This window comes from Bacteroides sp. NSJ-39 (assembly GCF_014287315.1).
Classification (GTDB): domain Bacteria; phylum Bacteroidota; class Bacteroidia; order Bacteroidales; family Bacteroidaceae; genus Bacteroides; species Bacteroides finegoldii.
Window position 1 is genome coordinate 1 of the sequence record NZ_JACOOB010000020.1, and the last position, 20,039, is coordinate 20,039.

14 protein-coding genes and 1 pseudogene are annotated in these 20,039 nt (G+C 41.4%); 7 read left to right on the forward strand and 8 right to left on the reverse strand.

Translation table 11 applies throughout. The features are described 5' to 3' along the window. Positions 1-405 precede the first annotated feature (405 nt). The 4 genes and pseudogenes from H8S63_RS17080 to H8S63_RS17095 all read left to right on the forward strand — a co-directional run bounded on the left by H8S63_RS17080 (position 406) and on the right by H8S63_RS17095 (position 7,401). Positions 406-1,722 carry a hypothetical protein gene (locus tag H8S63_RS17080; RefSeq protein ID WP_186927458.1) on the forward strand — a complete coding sequence of 439 codons (1,317 nt, stop codon included), beginning with the start codon at positions 406-408 and terminating at the stop codon, positions 1,720-1,722. Between the two features lie 207 nt (positions 1,723-1,929). Then, positions 1,930-3,016 (forward strand): annotated as a pseudogene (locus tag H8S63_RS17085) (efflux RND transporter periplasmic adaptor subunit). Positions 3,017-3,028: 12 nt separating this feature from the next. Next, on the forward strand, positions 3,029-6,061 hold the full coding sequence (locus tag H8S63_RS17090) for an efflux RND transporter permease subunit (protein WP_022275263.1): 3,033 nt from the start codon (positions 3,029-3,031) through the stop codon (positions 6,059-6,061). Continuing rightward, complete coding sequence (locus H8S63_RS17095) at positions 6,058-7,401, forward strand: TolC family protein (protein WP_022275264.1); 1,344 nt, start codon at positions 6,058-6,060, stop codon at positions 7,399-7,401. The genes H8S63_RS17090 and H8S63_RS17095 overlap by 4 nt, the downstream gene beginning before the upstream one ends. A gap of 9 nt (positions 7,402-7,410) precedes the next feature. Here H8S63_RS17095 and H8S63_RS17100 read toward each other — a convergent pair whose 3' ends face one another. From H8S63_RS17100 to hflX, 4 genes are all read right to left on the reverse strand, one after another. Beyond that, entirely contained in the window at positions 7,411-8,571 is a 1,161-nt protein-coding gene (locus H8S63_RS17100; protein WP_186927459.1) for an acyltransferase, read from the reverse strand. A 102-nt stretch (positions 8,572-8,673) separates the two neighbouring features. Next, positions 8,674-10,311, reverse strand: a complete 1,638-nt coding sequence (locus H8S63_RS17105) for a fumarate hydratase (protein ID WP_007767197.1) — start codon at positions 10,309-10,311, stop codon at positions 8,674-8,676. A gap of 114 nt (positions 10,312-10,425) precedes the next feature. Further along, positions 10,426-12,417 (reverse strand): DUF4954 family protein, encoded by a 1,992-nt coding sequence (locus H8S63_RS17110; RefSeq protein WP_022275266.1) that lies wholly within the window; start codon positions 12,415-12,417, stop codon positions 10,426-10,428. 16 nt (positions 12,418-12,433) lie between these two features. Next, on the reverse strand, positions 12,434-13,690 hold the full coding sequence (gene hflX / locus H8S63_RS17115; protein ID WP_007757909.1) for a GTPase HflX: 1,257 nt from the start codon (positions 13,688-13,690) through the stop codon (positions 12,434-12,436). Between the two features lie 136 nt (positions 13,691-13,826). On the opposite strand from hflX, the gene H8S63_RS17120 reads away from it, so the two are divergent. Next, on the forward strand, positions 13,827-15,002 hold the full coding sequence (locus H8S63_RS17120; protein WP_007757910.1) for a site-specific integrase: 1,176 nt from the start codon (positions 13,827-13,829) through the stop codon (positions 15,000-15,002). A gap of 176 nt (positions 15,003-15,178) precedes the next feature. On the opposite strand, the gene H8S63_RS17125 is transcribed toward H8S63_RS17120, so the two are convergent. The 4 genes from H8S63_RS17125 to H8S63_RS17140 form a co-directional block, all read right to left on the reverse strand. Then, positions 15,179-15,871 carry a YjjG family noncanonical pyrimidine nucleotidase gene (locus H8S63_RS17125; RefSeq protein ID WP_007757911.1) on the reverse strand — a complete coding sequence of 231 codons (693 nt, stop codon included), beginning with the start codon at positions 15,869-15,871 and terminating at the stop codon, positions 15,179-15,181. 99 nt (positions 15,872-15,970) lie between these two features. Continuing rightward, positions 15,971-16,828 (reverse strand): hypothetical protein, encoded by an 858-nt coding sequence (locus H8S63_RS17130; RefSeq protein ID WP_186927460.1) that lies wholly within the window; start codon positions 16,826-16,828, stop codon positions 15,971-15,973. Between the two features lie 36 nt (positions 16,829-16,864). Next, on the reverse strand, positions 16,865-17,539 hold the full coding sequence (rsmI, locus tag H8S63_RS17135) for a 16S rRNA (cytidine(1402)-2'-O)-methyltransferase (protein ID WP_007757915.1): 675 nt from the start codon (positions 17,537-17,539) through the stop codon (positions 16,865-16,867). Positions 17,540-17,546: 7 nt separating this feature from the next. After that, a complete protein-coding gene (locus H8S63_RS17140) occupies positions 17,547-18,083 on the reverse strand; it encodes a hypothetical protein (protein ID WP_186927461.1) in 537 nt (178 codons plus the stop codon). A gap of 139 nt (positions 18,084-18,222) precedes the next feature. Between H8S63_RS17140 and H8S63_RS17145 the strand changes: the two genes are divergently transcribed. Next, complete coding sequence (locus tag H8S63_RS17145) at positions 18,223-18,822, forward strand: thymidine kinase (protein ID WP_143865256.1); 600 nt, start codon at positions 18,223-18,225, stop codon at positions 18,820-18,822. Positions 18,823-18,844: 22 nt separating this feature from the next. Further along, complete coding sequence (locus H8S63_RS17150) at positions 18,845-19,978, forward strand: AI-2E family transporter (RefSeq protein ID WP_186927462.1); 1,134 nt, start codon at positions 18,845-18,847, stop codon at positions 19,976-19,978. The last annotated feature ends 61 nt before the right edge of the window (positions 19,979-20,039 follow it).

Here is a 20,039-nt window from a genome sequence, read left to right on the forward strand (position 1 = left end):
TATTCTACAAAAAAGATAGAAGACTGGGAGAGTTGAACGAAAAAATCAAGAGAAAAGCTCACGTAAAGCAAAGCTTTTCTCTTGATTTTTTAGAAAGAGGAACATTTACTGAATATCCCAAATGTACTGACAACGTCTGCATTATTCGTCGGTGGATTCATTCTAAATTCCGAAGAACAAGAATCCGACAAACAAAATTCAACAGAATCCTCACCATCCAAAGATAGTTTATCACCCAAAGATAATTTATCATACTTAAAAGATGAAACACACTTTGTTGCCCAAGAAAAACAAAAAGGAAAACTTAAGACAGATGTCACCTATTATTTAGCAGAGAAAGGATATACACTTTCAAAAAATACAGAAATAACGGTTATTTGCCAAACAGACGAACAAAACACGTTAATGGAAGATAAGGATGGAAATCGCTTTACCATACCAAGTAGAAGCGTGGAAACACAGCGTCCCCTTAAAATGATTAATCCTAATTATCATTATTATATGGGTGGTACTTGGCTCCACACTTTCGATCCTTATAAACGCCCCATTACAGAAATCATATCCAAATGGGGAGACTATACATTATGCAATAAGCAAGAAGGCTCTTACACATTTCCATATCTGACTCATGTTTCAGGAATCAGTAGAGGACACTCTGTCACTCTGCTCACAGATGAAAAAGGAATTGTCACCGGAAGCCGATGTTCCAATGAGAGTTCGAACCTTTTCGGTTTTTTGTTCTTCTACTCTGATATTCTTTCACTAAATGTATATGAGCCACAAGGCACATTACTAATAGAACCAGGAACCGATACTGACAACAGTGGATCTATCATCGAAGGAATTTATATGTATGTGTTATATACAATACCAGCAGCAATACTATTGTTCGTAATTCTTTGGGGTATGATGATTGTCCGGATTGTCCCTAACAATATTATCAACTTCACACTTCGCGCAGGAACATTTCTTATTATATATGTTCTTTCCATCATCTTCTTAGAACACTATCATAGTGTGTGGCTGATTCTTTTCCCATGTTATATGGGAGTGGGATATATGCTAATTAGAGGATTAAAAAATTACTTAAATTTAGAAGCGCGCTGCACACGCTGCCATGCCATCAACAGCATTAACCGCCATAAGGAAGAAACCGGACGGGAAAGAACTATAAGAAAATGTAACATTCATTTCCATTTAGAAGCCAATGGAGATATTACACATAGCGCCTATGTATATAACGAAACAACCGTACATTATCATCACAAAGATGTGTGTGAAAAGTGTAAATATACACAGGAATATAACAGTGACACAGTATTAAAAAAAAGTATAGAAGAATGCCCGCATTGTGGTAGCACAGACATCAGTAAAGAAATGGATATCGACAACATTAAATATAAAGGAGGGAAAATAACCTTTGACTATGCATATCAAGAGTACTGTACCCTATGCAACGAATCGATATGGGAAGGAAATGGATCGTATTATTTCAATGCCCCAAAACCTGCAAATACACCAAAGAGACGCACTCCAGTTTCTAACGCAACTCCTCAGTCTCAAGATAATACTTTTAGACACGGATATGAATGTCGTTACTTTGATAGTGGACTTTCTAATCAAATGGGCACAGGAATATGTATCAAAACAGGGTGTGACCAAAATGGAGATAAATGTAACAAAGAAGGAGGTTACTGCCCATGGTTTGAATTACGAAATTAAACATATTTAGACCTAATAAGGTATTGCAAAAAATTATCAGTCAGAGGATGTCTGAGAATAAACTATCCCCAGAAAGTCGGACATCCTCTAATTAATAAAAGAGGGAAGATTACTTCTATTTTGTCATTATTCAATTAAACCTTTTCTATCAAAAACAATCTAACCTACTGAAGATACAATGTAATATGCTATATACTATACTAAACCATGAATAAGAAGACTAAATGGGGGATTATCATCCTTGTTGGTACCGGAATTATCGGTGGAGGAATTTATTCACAATTACCCAAAAAGAACGACGAACTAACAGCTGCCGACAAAATAATGAGCGGCAAATCTAAAAAAGGGAGACAAGTTTTAAATGTAAACGCCAAAATTATAAAACCGCAATCCCTGACAGACGAATTTACAACTACCGGTGTATTGCTACCCGATGAAGAAGTAGATTTATCTTTTGAAACTTCCGGAAAGATTGTTGAAATCAATTTCGAAGAAGGAACATCGGTGAAAAAAAGGACAGTTGCTTGCCAAAGTAAACGACCGACAGTTGCAGGCACAACTACAACGCCTCGTCTCACAGTTGAAACTGGCAGAAGACCGTGTATTCCGTCAAGACGCATTGCTGAAGCGAGATGCTGTCAGTAAAGAAGCGTATGAACAAGTAAAAACAGATTTGGCAACCTTGAATGCCGATATCGAAATTATAAAAGCAAATATTGAACTGACCGAACTGCGCGCTCCGTTCGACGGAGTTATCGGACTTCGCCAAGTCAGTATCGGTACTTATGCTTCACCGACAACAGTGGTTGCCAAACTAACCAAAATCGCTCCGCTAAAAGTCGAATTTTCCGTACCGGAACGTTACGCCAAGCAAATAAAGAAAGGAACAAACCTGAATTTCAGTGTTGAAGGCAATCTGGACGCTTTCGGTGCGCAGGTATATGCCGTTGAATCAGCTATTGACCCTAATCTGCACCAATTTACAGCACGTGCACTCTATCCGAATGTGAAGCATATTTTATTACCCGGCCGCTATGCGAGTGTATTATTGAAGAAAGACGAGATTGAAAACGCAATCGCTATCCCCACAGAAGCAATTGTACCGGAAATGGGTAAAGATAAGGTCTATTTATATAAATCGGGAAAAGCCGAACCGGTGGATATCATAACCGGTATTCGTACCGCATCCGAAGTACAAGTAATAAGGGGATTGCACATGGGAGATACCATCATCACCTCAGGAACACTGCAACTCCGTACCGGACTTGCCGTAACGCTTGACAAAATTGATTAATACCTGCGCCCTATGAACATATCCGAATTAAGCATACGCCGCCCGGTATTAGCCACCGTACTAACCATCATTATCTTACTTTTCGGATTTATCGGATATAACTATCTGGGTGTCCGTGAATATCCGTCAGTGGATAATCCGATCATCTCTGTCAGTTGCTCTTATCCGGGAGCAAACGCCGACGTTATCGAGAACCAGATTACCGAGCCGTTGGAACAGAATATTAACGGTATTCCGGGTATCCGCTCTTTATCCAGTGTCAGCCAACAAGGACAGAGCCGTATCACTGTAGAATTTGAATTGTCCGTCGATCTGGAAACCGCTGCAAACGACGTGCGTGATAAGGTATCACGTGCACAACGGTATTTACCGCGTGACTGTGACCCTCCTACCGTATCAAAAGCTGATGCGGATGCACAACCTATCTTAATGGTTGCTTTACAGAGCGACAAACGCTCGCTATTGGAGTTAAGCGAAATCGCAGACCTGACAGTCAAGGAGCAGTTGCAGACCATCTCCGATGTAAGTAGCGTTTCTATCTGGGGAGAGAAACGTTATTCCATGCGCCTTTGGCTGGATCCGGTAAAAATGGCCGGTTATGGCATCAGCCCTATTGACGTAAAAAATGCGGTAGACAATGAGAACGTGGAACTTCCGTCAGGTAGTATCGAGGGAAATACCACCGAACTGACAATCCGAACACTTGGATTGATGCATACAGCTGATGAATTTAACGACTTGATTATCAAGGAATCGGATAACCGCATCGTACGTTTCAGTGACATAGGTCGGGCTGAACTAGGTCCTGCCGACATCAAAAGTTACATGAAGATGAATGGCGTACCAATGGTAGGTGTCGTAGTCATTCCGCAACCGGGTGCCAACCATATCGAAATTGCCGACGCAGTATATCAGCGTATGGAGCAAATGAAAAAGGATTTGCCGGAAGATGTACATTATAATTACGGATTCGACAACACTAAATTTATCCGTGCATCTATCAATGAAGTAAAGTCCACCGTATATGAAGCTTTCGTACTCGTTATCATCATTATCTTCCTCTTCCTGCGCGATTGGCGTGTTACGCTGGTACCTTGTATTGTGATTCCCGTCTCCCTTATCGGTGCATTCTTCGTCATGTACCTGGCCGGTTTCTCCATCAACGTACTTTCTATGCTTGCCATCGTATTGTCTGTGGGATTGGTGGTGGATGACGCTATCGTAATGACGGAAAACATCTATATCCGGATAGAAAAAGGAATGAGCCCGAAAGAGGCGGGAATAGAAGGAGCTAAAGAAATTTTCTTTGCTGTCATCTCGACAACCATTACACTGGTTGCCGTATTCTTCCCCATCGTCTTTATGGATGGTATGACCGGACGATTATTCCGTGAATTCAGTATTGTGATTTCCGGTTCGGTTATCATTTCTTCATTTGCCGCACTGACTTTCACGCCTATGCTGGCAACCAAATTACTGATAAAACGAGAGAAACAGAGTTGGTTCTATGCGAAAACAGAACCTTTCTTTGAGGGTATGAACCGTCTGTATAGCCGTTCATTGGCTGCTTTCCTTCGCAAACGCTGGATTGCCCTTCCTTTCACGGTCATCACTATATGTCTCATCGGAATTCTGTGGAATATAGTACCGGCCGAAATGGCTCCTTTGGAAGACCGTTCACAAATCAGCATCAACACTCGTGGTGCAGAAGGTGTGACTTATGAATATATCCGGGATTACACAGAAGATATCAACCAACTTGTCGATTCCATTCTTCCTGACGCCGAAGCCGTGACTGCACGTGTTTCCAGTGGTAGCGGTAACGTGCGTATTACTTTGAAAGATATGCAGGACCGTAACTACACCCAGATGGAAGTAGCCGAGAAAATATCGAAAGCGGTACAGAAAAAGACGATGGCACGTTCGTTTGTGCAGCAACAGTCTTCTTTCGGCGGTCGTCGCGGAAGTATGCCGGTTCAATACGTTCTTCAAGCTACCAATCTGGAAAAACTGGAAGAGGTATTGCCCAAATTCATGACAAAAGTGTATGAAAACCCGGTCTTTCAGATGGCAGACGTTGACTTGAAGTTCAGTAAACCGGAAGCCCGTATTCAAATCAACCGTGATAAAGCCAGCATTATGGGAGTAAGTACTAAAAACATTGCCCAAACTTTGCAGTATGGATTAAGCGGACAACGTATGGGGTATTTCTATATGAATGGAAAACAATACGAGATCTTGGGAGAAATCAACCGGCAACAGCGAAATAAGCCGGCCGATCTGAAAGCGATCTATATCCGCAGCAATAATGGAGACATGATACAGCTAGACAACCTGATCGAATTGGAAGATGGTATTGCTCCTCCTAAATTGTACCGTTACAATCGTTTTGTGTCGGCTACCATTTCTGCAGGCTTAGCCGATGGAAAAACAATCGGTCAAGGTTTGGACGAAATGGACAAGATAGCAAAAGAAACATTGGATGATACTTTCCGTACAGCTCTGTCCGGAGACTCAAAGGAATACCGTGAAAGTTCTTCCAGTCTGATGTTTGCCTTTATCCTGGCTATTCTCCTAATTTACCTGATTCTGGCAGCACAGTTCGAAAGTTTCAAAGACCCGTTGGTTATCATGCTGACAGTGCCTTTAGCCATTGCCGGAGCATTAGTATTCATGTATTTCAGTGGTATCACAATGAATATATTTAGTCAGATCGGTATCATCATGTTGATTGGTCTAGTAGCTAAAAACGGTATCCTCATTGTAGAATTTGCCAATCAGAAACAGGAAACCGGAGAAGATAAAATGACTGCAATCAAGGATGCGGCCTTACAACGTCTCCGTCCGATCCTAATGACAAGCGCTTCTACAGTTTTGGGACTTATCCCGCTTGCCTTTGCCACCGGAGAAGGTTGTAACCAACGTATTGCTATGGGTACGGCAGTAGTAGGAGGTATGGTAGTCTCTACTCTTCTCACGATGTACATCGTACCGGCCATTTACAGTTATATTTCGACTAACCGAATCAAAAAACTAAAAGAATGAAACCGAAAGATATTTGTATGAAACGTATCGTATATATAATCACTGCATGTGCCTTTTCCGTTTCTGCAGTCAAAGCACAGCAAGTACTTACTTTAAAGGAGTGTCTGGAGGAAGGATTGCAGAACAATTACTCTTTGCGTATTGTCCACAACGAGGAACAGATCAGCAAAAATAATGCGACGCCAGGTAATGCAGGCTACTTACCTACTTTGGACTTCTCTGCCGGTTATGTAGGGAATCTGGACAATATTGAAAGCAAAGCACGTGAAACCGGAGAAATAACCAAAAACAAGGGTGTCTACGATCAGACTGTCAACGTAGGCCTCAACCTGAATTGGACTATTTTCGACGGATTCAATATCAGCACGACTTACAAACAACTTAAAGAGTTGGAACGACAAGGGGAAACGAATACCCGTATTGCCATCGAGGACTTTATAGCCGACTTGACAGCCGAGTACTACAACTTTATCCAACAAAAGATTCGTCTGAAAAACTTCCATTATGCAATGTCGCTCTCAAAAGAACGCCTGCGTATAGCAGAAGCGAGCCATCTTGTCGGTAAGTTTTCAGGGTTGGATTACCAGCAAGCAAAAGTGGACTTCAATGCGGATAGCGCTCAATACATCAAACAACAGGAATTACTGCACTCATCACGTATCCAATTGAATGAGTTAATGGCTAATAACGATGTCAATCAAATTGTTATTATCAAAGATTCCACTATCGAAGTGCATAGCGACCTGAGATTTGAAGATCTATGGAGTTCTACGTTGGCAACCAATGCTTCTTTATTGAAAGCTGACCAGAATACGACTTTAGCCCAATTGGACTACAAGAAAGTGAATTCACGCAACTATCCATATCTCAAATTAAATACCGGATATGGCTATACTTTCAATAAGTATGACATCAATGCCACTAGTAGAAGAGGAAATCTGGGATTTAACGCAGGAGTAACTGTCGGCTTCAACATATTCGACGGTAATCGCCGCCGTGAAAAGCGGAATGCAACTCTTACTTTTAAGAACCGTCAACTGGAACGACAGAATCTTGAATTAGCACTACGTTCCGACCTCAGTAATTTATGGCAAGCTTATCGTAACAATCTTCAGTTATTGAATCTGGAACGACAGAATCTTATAACAGCTAAAGACAATCACGATATTGCAATGGATCGTTATATACAGGGAGACCTTTCCGGTTTTGAGGTACGTGAAGCACAAAAAAGTTTGTTGGATGCGGAAGAACGTATCCTTTCCGCTGAATATAACACCAAAATCTGCGAGATCTCATTGTTACAAATCAGCGGAAAGATAACAAAATATTTAGAGGAATAAGAGAGGGATTTATCCCATTATGTATTTTGCCGGTTTACCAATACGGTGTACCAGACTCACAATCAACCAGGAGACAGCAAATGCCATTACTGCCGCTACCGGTATTTGCAAAGGAATGGGTATACCAATAGCCCGCGTCAACATTACAGCCGGTCCGGTAAAGAAATAATGAATCATATAAACTCCGAAACCACATACGGTAAGGTTTGCTAATGCCTTCCGTATTCTTTCTGAACGGATATTGACTTTTTTTGCCAGCATAAATACAGGAATGGTCATCATTACCACATTAAGGGAACAATAGGTAAAGAACAGCTCTAACATCTCATCCGTATAATCCGGTAAAGCTGTCATATGGCGGAAGCCGAAGAACGTCACAACGTATCCGATCACAAACATCGGGATACCGGTTGCCAATGTCTTTTTCATGCTCCAATCAAGATTCTTCAAATAGTGGCCTAACAGCAGATATCCGTTGAATCCGGCAAAGGCATATAACATTCCAAATGAGTTCCATGAGCAAGTTCCCCATAAATAACCGTCAACAAACTGATAATAGTAAGGCAACAGCAAGGTGACTCCCCAAGCTAGCAGAAACATCTGTTTGGCACGTTCCGAAGCCTTCTCTACCCATGCCGAAAATATAGGCAAATAAAGATAAAGTCCGATAAGCAGATAAATATACCACATATGTACTGCCAATATAGAAAAGTTGAATGGGATATTCAAGATATATTTGACAGCAACCGAGAAAGATTGCCTCATTACTTCTTCACCGGCATAAGGAAAGAAATCAAGAATAATCTGGGGACTGAATCCTAGCCAGCCCGTTATCCAGGGAAAAAGATTATAAATAACAGACCAGATAAAGAACGGATACAGGACACGGGCAATCCGTTTCTTGTAAAAAGCGGAAGTATCACCTCGCACAGGTAAAAGCAAAGCTCCTGTTATCATCACAAACAACGGCACACATGGACGAAGGACAGATCCGTATATAGCCCCCCATAATTTAATCTCTCCGATATTGGGAGCAGTGCCCGGATAAAAATTAAAAGGATCGGCGCAATGGCAGCAAACGACTGTAAACATTGCGATAAAACGTACAACGTCCAGCCATACAATATGCCGGTTCTTCTGATTAGGTAGTTCAACTGTCGATGTTTTCATTATGGCTAGTAATAGAAAAGGAAATTAGTAAAAAAGGGATACCTATACGAAACAGACAGGTATCCCTCCAATAATGGTTTATATAAAAGAATTATAGACTAATTATTTAGTACAATTCCAAGGTTTCAGTTGCTTAAAGAAGTCATTCCCCTTATCATCTACCAGAATGAATGCCGGGAAATCTTCCACTTCAATTTTCCAGATCGCTTCCATTCCCAATTCTGGATATTCCACGCACTCAATGCTCTTGATATTATTCTGAGCGAGAATAGCCGCAGGACCTCCGATAGAACCAAGATAGAAACCACCGTACTTCTTACAAGCATCTGTCACCTGCTGGCTACGGTTACCTTTTGCCAACATAATCATGCTGCCGCCATGACTTTGGAACAAGTCAACATATGGGTCCATACGTCCGGCAGTAGTCGGTCCCATAGAACCACATGCCATACCTTCCGGTGTTTTTGCCGGACCGGCATAGTAAATAGGATGATCTTTGATATACTGAGGCAAATCTTCTCCACGATCCAAACGCTCTTTCAGTTTGGCGTGAGCGATATCACGGCCCACAATAATAGTCCCATTCAATGACAGACGGGTAGCCACCGGATACTTAGTCAGTTCCTTCAAGATTTCAGGCATCGGACGGTTCAGGTCGATTTTAACCACATCACCTTCTCCTGCCTTACGCAATTCTGCAGGAATCAGTTCGCCCGGATTTGAATCCAGTTTCTCAATCCAAATACCATCTTTATTGATTTTACACTTGATATTACGGTCGGCTGAACAAGAAACGCCCAAACCTACCGGACAAGAAGCACCGTGACGGGGCAGACGGATGATACGCACATCGTGGGCCAAATACTTACCGCCAAACTGCGCACCCAGACCAATCTTATGCGCTTCTGCCAATACTTCTTTTTCCAGTTCAATATCACGGAACGCACGGCCATATTCGTTTCCTGTTGTCGGCAAGTTATCATAAAAATGAGTAGAAGCCAATTTCACAGTCAGCAGATTCTTCTCTGCAGAAGTACCGCCAATTACGAAAGCGATATGATAAGGAGGACAAGCAGCTGTCCCCAATGTTTTCATCTTTTCAACCAAGAACGGAACCAGTGTGCCGGGATTCAAGATAGCTTTAGTCTCTTGATAGAGATAAGTTTTATTGGCTGAGCCACCACCTTTGGTCACACAAAGGAATTCATATTCCATACCTTCGGTAGCTTCGATATCAATCTGTGCAGGCAGGTTACATTTCGTATTCACCTCATCATACATATTCAGAGGCGCATTCTGAGAATAACGCAGATTCTCTTCGGTATATGTTTTATAGACTCCCAATGACAGAGCTTCTTCGTCAGAATAGCCCGTCCACACCTGTTGTCCTTTTTCTCCATGAATGATGGCAGTACCGGTATCCTGGCAGAATGGAAGAACTCCCTTTGAAGCAACTTCCGCATTGCGCAGGAAAGTCAATGCCACATACTTATCATTCTCACTTGCTTCCGGATCACTCAGAATCTTAGCAACTTGTTCGTTGTGCGAACGACGAAGCATGAATGATACATCACGAAAAGCCGCATTAGCCATCGCAGTCAAACCTTCTTTCTCAATTTTCAGGATAGGATGTCCTTCAAACTCGCCTACCGACACATAATCTTTGGTAAGCAGATAATACTCAGTTGTATCTTTTCCCTTTTCAAACATGGGCTGATACTTAAACGGAGGTGTTGCCATAAGTTTCTTATTTTATTACGTAATGTTAGTTAGTGTTGCAAAGGTAGCAATTAAGAATGAAGAATGGCGAATGATGAATAAAGAATTAAGAATGAATAACGGAGAATATTTCGATTATTCTACGATAGTCTCAATTCGCTTGATAAGCTCATTCCCCAAGGCTGTCTTCTCCTCAATATGTTTCAACACAGCCGTCACAAATGTATTGCTTTCAAAATCCCCGCGCACCTGTTCGAAATCTTGTCGCATCTCGTCGTGCGAGCCATCCGCACCAAATCCGGTCATAGAAGAGAGCGAGAATTCCTTCTTTGCATCTTCATACACCATTTTATCCAGTCCCACTACGGATTCCTGCCAGGATTTTACAATACGAATCACATCCTGAGCAGTGATGATTTCCGGATTTATACCATAAAATTCCTGAATCTTATTGTAAGCCCATGTCCATTCGTAGGTGTAATAATTCTCGTGCATCTCCGCAAAGCAGGCATTGATGGATTTCAAACGGTTGACAGTACCATTCTCAATTCCATCCAACAGACGGTCTATCTCACTCTTCGGAGCAATGAGTCCGGAAACGTCCACCCATTCTCCCACTCCGATTTCCGTATCGGGCTTCAAACGTTGACGAATTTCCTCATTGCTTTGGAAATTGATACCCTCCAATCGTTTAATAATCGAATTACCCAAGAACTTATGAATGGCTATCTCATAAAAACGGATACCGTTATTTAAAGAAGTGTTTTTGATCTTGGCACTCTGATAAGAGTAAATCTCTGAAGTTTCACCGGACACCCGTCGCAATTCTTTCAAAATGGAACGTCCCTTAAACATCTTTTGGATGGTATAAGGGCTCAAAAGGTTATAATTGATATAATCCAGACGATTCGGGTCTTGTCGTTTATCACGTCTCGGCCATTTCTGCGCATCACGGATAGTACCGACACTTCTCAAATTGACACCCGGAACCAAATAGGTCGTATTTCTCTGCTCTATCAGATAAGAGAAGGGAAGATTGGAAGTATCGGCATGATTGACATGGCGTCCCATCACCAAAGAAAAAGCCCCGACACGAGCCGGCCACAAGATATAGGAATCAGAAGTCGTTTTGGCTCCTCTCTCCATTGTTCCTTGATGAATCGGACCGAGTTTATACATATGATTGCTCTGATTGGAACCCGATCCTGCATTCATAAATGAGAACATTCCGGCAATCAGCAAGGTAGATTTGTGATGTGTCACCGTGAAAGGACCTGCAAAGATGGCACAGGCCTCACCGTTCTCTCCTTGGCAATTACTAAAGAATAAAGAATCGGAAGCAGAATAGTTATGTCCCAATTTACAGGACTGCCCTACAAAGCAACGGCTCAACATAGTGCCGTCATCCACTTTAGAACCGGAGGAGATGATGAAATCATCACAAATCACTCCGTGTCCGATATGTACGGGAGCTGTCACATTGCTGTTTATACTACCATTAGACAAACGGCACGTTCCGCAAATATGACAATAGTCGCCAATCCGGACATTCTTAATAGACCCCGTATTGAGAATCATAACATGCTCTCCGATACTCCCGGTAGCGGAAGCATGCTTGTTGGAATAATAATCCGCAATCGACTTCATGCGGTTTATCAACTCAGGACGATGGCGGTACAATGCCAGTATATAAGCTTGATGCGCAGACAATTTATCATTAATCAGCACCTCACGTCCCCCTGTTTCATTAAGAACCGCTACTTCTACCCCGTTGCCGAAAGTCGTCAACTTGTCCACCAGAATAATATCTACATTTTCGATGAAGGTATCACTGCCAATTTCGTAATTAGCTATATAATTCTGGATATTTTCAATGCAGCAGTTATCCCCCACTGTTACATTGTGCAGTGTCACATGGCGCAATCCCGAATGTTTTTTGATACCTCCCGGCAATGTAAACTCAGACTCGAATACGCCCAACTTCACTTCTCCCGAAAAGCGGGTATGGTGAACGAACTCACAATTAAAGCCTTCGGCAACCAAAACATTTCCCCAATCATCAGCCAAACACGATTGGCTCTTCAACTGAAGTACCTCATCTTCAGTCAATCTACGATAGTCTTTCATATAAATAAAGTGTTATTTATTCTTCCTCTTCGTAGGTCTGATAAAGAAAATCGTTATAAGGGTATTTCTGAACGTGCAATTCTTTCACTCGTTGATAAACTACATTTTTCAGTTCGTCCATATTGATTCGCTCGCGGGCGGAAATAAAGAGGCAATTATCCTCCATCTTTGCCATCCACGTCTTCATCAGCTCTTCGAGTGTCAAGTTTTCTTTTGTTCGGGGGGTAAGGTCGTCCGATGCTTTCTCTATGTAAGTGTAAGCATCTATTTTATTAAATACAAGTATCATGGGTTTGCCACCGCCGCCAATCTCGGCCAGTGTCTTATTTACCACTTCAATCTGTTCTTCAAATCCGGGATGGGAAATATCCACTACATGCACCAACAGGTCGGCTTCGCGCACCTCATCCAATGTTGATTTGAAAGAGTCCACCAAATCGGTAGGTAACTTACGGATAAATCCGACCGTATCTGACAAAAGGAACGGTAGATTCTCGATAATTACCTTACGGACAGTGGTATCCAGCGTTGCAAACAACTTATTCTCCGCAAATACCTCGCTCTTGGACAGGAGGTTCATAATGGTCGATTTACCAACATTGGTATAACCTACTAAAGCAACACGAATCATGCGTCCGCGATTTTTACGCTGGGTAGCCTTCTGCTTATCAATGTCTGCCAGACGTTCTTTCAGCAACGACATACGGTTCAGGATAATACGACGGTCCATTTCAAGCTGTGTTTCACCCGGACCACGAAGTCCCACTGAGCCCTTACCGCCACCTGCACCGGAGCCACCTCCCTGGCGCTCCAAGTGAGTCCAAAGGCGTTGCAAGCGTGGCAGCATATATTTATATTGCGCCAATTCCACCTGTGTTTTAGCATTGGCAGTCTGGGCACGCATGGCAAATATATCAAGAATCAGCGAAGTACGGTCAAGTATCTTCACCTTCAATTCGGCTTCGATATTACGGATTTGTTTCGCGGAAAGCTCATCATCAAAGATAACCATTCCCACTTCACGTTCTTCCTCCTCTTCGTTACGGATATATGTTCTTATCTCTTCCAGTTTTCCTTTCCCTACATAAGTCACCGAGTTAGCCGTCGGCAACTTTTGTGTAAATCGTTTCACTACTTCCGCCCCAGCCGTCTCGGCAAGGAATGCCAATTCATCCAGATACTCGTTCGTTTTGCGCTCATCCTGCGTCTGAGTGATGAGTCCGACCAGTATTGCTGTCTCTACTTTGGCTTCGGATATTACAAATTCTTTCATTCTTTATTTTTAATAATAATATGGGTGCAAATATAGCAAAAAAAGATAATCTTTTTAGAGATATTAATGCATATTCATCACCGATGTAGCACAGAACTACATCTAAATTGTTCTAACATCAATAAAAAACAGAAGTATGGAAAAGATTAGTTACAACCTTGTGTTTAACAGAAAAAAGAATTTGAATAAGAGAGGAATGGCATTAATACAAGTGGAAGCTTACCTTAATAAGAAAAAAATGTATCTCTCCACTAAAATCTATATTAAACCAAACCAATGGGACGACAAACGGAAAATGGTAAAGAACCATCCTAATGCAGACATCCTAAACTGTATGTTATACGAATATATATCTACAATAGAGCAAACAGAACTCGGATTGTGGCAACAGGGAAAAGAGATTTCATTGAGTTTATTAAAGAACTTACTTAAGAAACCTGTAAGCAACGAAAAGTCTTTTTTAGATTTCTATAAAGAAGAACTAGCAACCTCTTCTTTGAAAGAAAGTACCAAGCACAATCATCTTTCCACCCTCGAGTTACTTCAAGCGTTCAAGAAAGAGATCTTCTTTACAGACCTCACATTTGAATTTGTTTCTTCATTCGATTCTTACCTGCAATCTCGTGGATATCATCTTAATACAATTGCCAAGCACATGAAACATCTAAAACGTTATGTCAATATTGCTATTAATAAAGAATATATGGATATACAGAAATATGCCTTCAGAAAATATAGAATCAAAAGTGTAGAAGGCAGACATACCCATTTGTCTCCCGAAGAATTGCATAAACTGGAAGAAGTTCAACTCACAGAGAAGTTTGCAAAATTACAAAAGCCCAAAGATGCCTTTTTATTTTGTTGTTACGCAGGGTTACGATATTCTGATTTCACTCACCTGACCTCCGAGAATATCATTGAGTTTCATAAGGAATTTTGGCTTATCTATAAATCTGTCAAAACAGGCACTGAGGTACGCCTTCCACTATACCTGTTATTCGAGGGCAAAGGTATTCATATACTCCACCGCTACAAGAATGACCTCAATAGTTTTTTCAAGTTAAAAGATAATTCCAATCTTAACAAGGAACTGAATGTACTAGCCAAATTGGCAGGAATCAGCAAACACATTTCTTTCCACACAGCCCGCCACACGAATGCTACCTTATTAATATATAACGGTGCAAATATAACTACCGTACAAAAATTGTTGGGACACAAAAGTGTAAAAACCACTCAGGTATATGCCAATATAATGGACATCACAATCGTACGTGACCTCGAAAAAGCTGCTTCACAAAAGAATGAGTGACACTACCCACACACAAACATAGCATAATTCACCACATTACCACAGATTACACGGATTAACACAGATGATAAATGCAGATTATCAATGCACGGATTTTAATCTGTGTTAATCCGTATAATCTGTGGTGAAAAACGAGTTCTGGCACAAATCATGAAGTATAGTTCACACTAACAAGCCTATAGCAAAGTCATTAATTCCTTCAAAGAGTGGATGTGGTAAGTAGGAAGAAAAGGGAAAGTAGTCCGCTCCGTCACATTGTAGAAAACCTGATGCATTCCAACTCCATAAGCTCCGGTAATATCAGCTTCCCAGCTGTCACCAATCATTAATGATTCCCGCAACTCAGACTGAGTGGCCGACAGAGCAAAATTAAATATTTCAGGGTAAGGCTTCAACACCCCGAGATCTTCCGAAAGAATCACCTTCTTAAAATAACCATCCACACCTGCCGAACGCATCTTGCGTGATTGCAATTCACGAAAACCGTTGGAAAGTATATAAAGATTATACTTCGGAGCAAGATATTCCAACACCTCTTTTGCGTATGGCATTAAGCCTCTTTTAGTAGGAATAATAGAAAAGAAATCTTTCGAAAATTGTTCCGCCAATGCTTCATCCTCCACCCCTACCGACATCAAAGGATAAAAAAAACGTTGGCGGTTCAATTCATCTTTCGTGATCTTTCCTTCACCATATTCAACCCAGAGTTCAGTATTTCTCTTTTGATAAATTGCATAAAAATGATCGAACGAATCAAAATAGCGTTCGTATGAATATTTCTGGTACACTTCTTCAAAAGTGTCACGGGCATTTTGAGAAAAGGCCCAAATAGTATCGTCAAGATCAAAAAAAAGATTTTTATATTTCATCAGTAGTTAGTGAGTATATAATAAGAAACAAAAAAGCCAATGTGCCGATTTCTTAAATTCAGGAATCAGCACACCGGCCATTCAAAAGTGATATCTACTCTATTTTACCTGGATGACCAAGTATCTGGATACACTCCAGAATTCAGTAGGATTAGTAATTTTCAATGTCAACTGACCTTTATCGTCTTTCACCAATTCGTATGAACCTGCCGGATGAGTAGTCAACAGTTCGGCACGCTTAGAGTACAACTTAATTTCTTTAGTTGTACGGATATCGATTTGAGTGAAATAATCCTTGTTGAAATCAGCACTTTTCAGCACATCTCCGCTTTGAAGAATCTTCTGAGCTTTCAACTCTGATTTTGTACCGAATACAAACCATGCGGCGTTCAGGCTCTTTTCCTGTTCGGCAACGGTTTTAGCTTTTGCCTCGTTTTCGGCAGTCAATGTTTCTTTTTCTGCAGAAAGATCGCTAACGGCAGCATCCAACTCCTGAATACGTATATTCTTAGAAGCCAATTCAGTCTGGAGTTCTTCAATACGCTGTTGTTTTGCATTTAACTCAGCTGTCAAAGCCTCAACCGCTTTCTTCAGTTGAGTAGAATTATACTTACTATTCTTCAGTTGAGCCTGCAACTTGGCAATCTGTGCTTTGTTCTCTTCCATCTGTTTAGATATAAACTCGATGTCGGAAGCAATCTGCTGTTTCGCACTGGCTGAATTCTCAGTGATCGTTCCGCGTTGTAAATCCACACGGCTTTCGGCAGCGTTGATCTTACGGAACCCTTCCTGTACTTCATTGAAAGTCCCCATCATATCATCCAGTTCAGCATTGCGTTGGGTAAGTTCCATCAAAAGAGAATCATTTTCAGCCTTCAAGTCTTTATTTCCACCTTTAAAGCTATCACACGAAGCCAACATGGCTGCGCACACAAATAAAACTGTTAACTTTTTCATACGTCTACGTTTTACGTTTTTTTTAATGAAGTTATTTTAATCGTCTATTCCTGCTAATACTATCACAATCTCGCCACGCGGTTCGGTAGCGGTAAAGTGTTCTATCAATTCAGCCAAACTACCCCGAACTGTTTCTTCATGGAGTTTGGATATTTCTCGCGACACGGTTGCCTGACGCTCCATACCGAAATATTCGGCAAACTGCGTCAACGTCTTCAACAGACGGTGGGGCGATTCATAAAACACCATAGTACGGCGTTCTTCCGCCAATGCCTTCAATCGTGTCTGTCGTCCTTTCTTCTGAGGAAGGAATCCCTCAAAACAGAACTTCTCATTCGGCAATCCCGATGCAACAAGCGCCGGAACAAAAGCGGTCGCTCCCGGCAGGCACTGCACTTCAATGCCGTTGCGCACGCATTCACGAACAACCAAAAATCCGGGATCTGAGATTCCGGGTGTTCCGGCGTCCGAAATTAATGCCACCGTTTCACCTGCCTTTATTCTATTAACAACACTTTCCACCGTTTTATGTTCATTAAATTTATGGTGGGATTGCATTGCGTTCTTTATTTCAAAATGTTTCAGCAAGATTCCGGAAGTGCGTGTGTCTTCCGCCAAAATCAGATCGACCTCTTTCAAGACTTTGACAGCCCGAAAGGTCATGTCTTCCAGATTCCCTACCGGCGTCGGCACTACATATAGCTTTCCCATTCTTCTCTTATGCTGATTGGTTAAAATACTTCTTTAATAACTCAAGGAAGTCACTTAATGTTTCGTTTTCCTCGTTGAAATTAACTTTTGAAGAAAGGAATGCAACGGCTGTTTTATAAGAGCTCATAGCTGACAGTTGCTCCACAACACGATTCATCAACTCAACATCCCCTCCGAATAATTCACGTGAGAAACGAAAAGAGTCATTCAGACTGATAGAATGACGCAAGCCGACAGAGGTCTTTATACTTTCGCCCAATACAGAAGAAGGCTTAACTTCCTCCGTCTCAGTATCGGCCGACACTTTTGTCTCTACTATCTCCTCTTCCACCACAGGTTCAGAAGCATTCTCGCAAGGAACAGAAGCATTTTCCCGAACAGGTTCCAATTCCTGCAATACCTCATCCAAACATCCCTGCATATGAAGAATGTTCTGTTTCAACAGTTCCAACACAGCCTTAGCCGGTTCTTTAGAATATAAATCCATCAGATACTTCAACCCATGAACATCCAACTCAATATCCGTTAACAACTTCTGTTTCATGCTAGTCTATTGTTAATATGATGCGAATGTAGGAATAAATTATGCAATAACTTAAAATAATGGATAATTTAACAGTTCTTGCACATTGAATTGCTTACCTTTGTCCGCATATTATTTAATCAAGAAAACACAAAATTACATGGTATTATTTTCAGAAGACCACATACAGGAGACGAGAAGAAGAGGTAGAATCGAAGTAATCTGCGGCTCCATGTTCTCCGGAAAGACAGAGGAGTTAATCCGTAGAATGAAAAGAGCAAAGTTTGCCAAACAACGTGTAGAGATATTCAAACCGGCTATCGATACACGTTACTCGGAAGAAGACGTAGTCTCTCACGACAGTCATTCCATCGCCTCCACTCCTATTGATTCATCAGCCAGTATCCTGCTGTTTACTTCCGAGATAGATGTAGTAGGTATCGATGAAGCACAATTTTTCGACAGTGGGCTGGTCGATGTATGCAATCAGCTTGCTAATAACGGTATACGCGTCATTGTAGCCGGACTGGATATGGACTTCAAAGGTAATCCATTCGGACCAATGCCTCAATTATGCGCCATAGCCGACGAAGTTTCCAAAGTTCATGCAATCTGTGTAAAATGCGGACAGTTGGCCTCTTTCTCTCATCGTACAGTGAAGAATGAAAAACAGGTTCTTTTGGGTGAAACGTCCGAATACGAGCCTTTGTGCAGGGAATGTTATCTCCGTGCGCGCGAAGAAGACGAAAAGCAAATATAAACTCTATAAATAAAAACAGATTATGGAAAGAAAGAAGATAACATTCGACAGTTTCATACGCGGTTCTATCGGATGTGTATTAGTAGTAGGAATATTGATGCTTGTAGAACGTCTCAGCGGAGTGTTACTGCCTTTCTTCATTGCCTGGTTGATTGCTTATATGATTTATCCGCTAGTCAAACTCTTCCAATATAAGCTACGGTTGAAAAGCCGTATCCTTTCCATTTTCTGTGCTTTGTTTCTGATTAGCGCTATCGGAGTCACCGTATTTTATTTGCTAGTACCGCCCATGATTTCCGAAATGAGCAGAATGAACGATTTATTAGTAACTTATCTCACCAATGGAGCCGGAAACAATGTACCTAAGAATCTCTCCGAGTTCATTCACGAATATGTTGATCTTCAAGCATTGAACCGTATATTAAGTGAGGAGAATATCCTGGCGGCAATCAAGGATACCGTACCCAGACTGTGGACATTGCTTGCAGAATCCCTCAATATCTTATTCAGTATCTTTACCTCCTTTATCATATTATTATATGTAGTCTTTATATTGTTGGATTATGAAGCAATAGCCGAAGGATGGTTGCATCTGTTGCCGAATAAGTACCGTACATTTGCATCTAATCTGGTACGTGACGTACAGGATGGCATGAATAAGTATTTCCGTGGTCAGGCACTAGTTGCTTTTTGCGTAGGTATTCTTTTTAGCATAGGTTTCTTGATTATCGACTTCCCGATGGCTATCGCTTTGGGACTCTTCATCGGCGCTCTGAATATGGTTCCCTACTTGCAGATTATCGGTTTCTTTCCTACCGTCCTACTAGCTATTCTCAAAGCTGCGGATACCGGAGAGAATTTCTGGATCATCATCGCATGTGCATTGGCTGTCTTCGCCGTTGTTCAAATCATACAAGATACTTTCCTCGTCCCCAAAATCATGGGAAAGATCACCGGCCTAAACCCTGCCATCATTCTCTTGTCTCTCTCTATCTGGGGTTCATTGATGGGAATGCTCGGCATGATTATCGCTCTGCCGCTAACGACTTTAATGCTTTCCTACTACCAACGTTTTATTATCAATAAAGAAAAGATAAAATATGAAGAAGCAGAAATAACTGATAATCAAGAAATAAGCCATAAAGAGATAAAATAATTAAAACTTTTTTCTACAGAATACTTGCAAATTAAATAAAAGTAGCTACCTTTGCACCCGC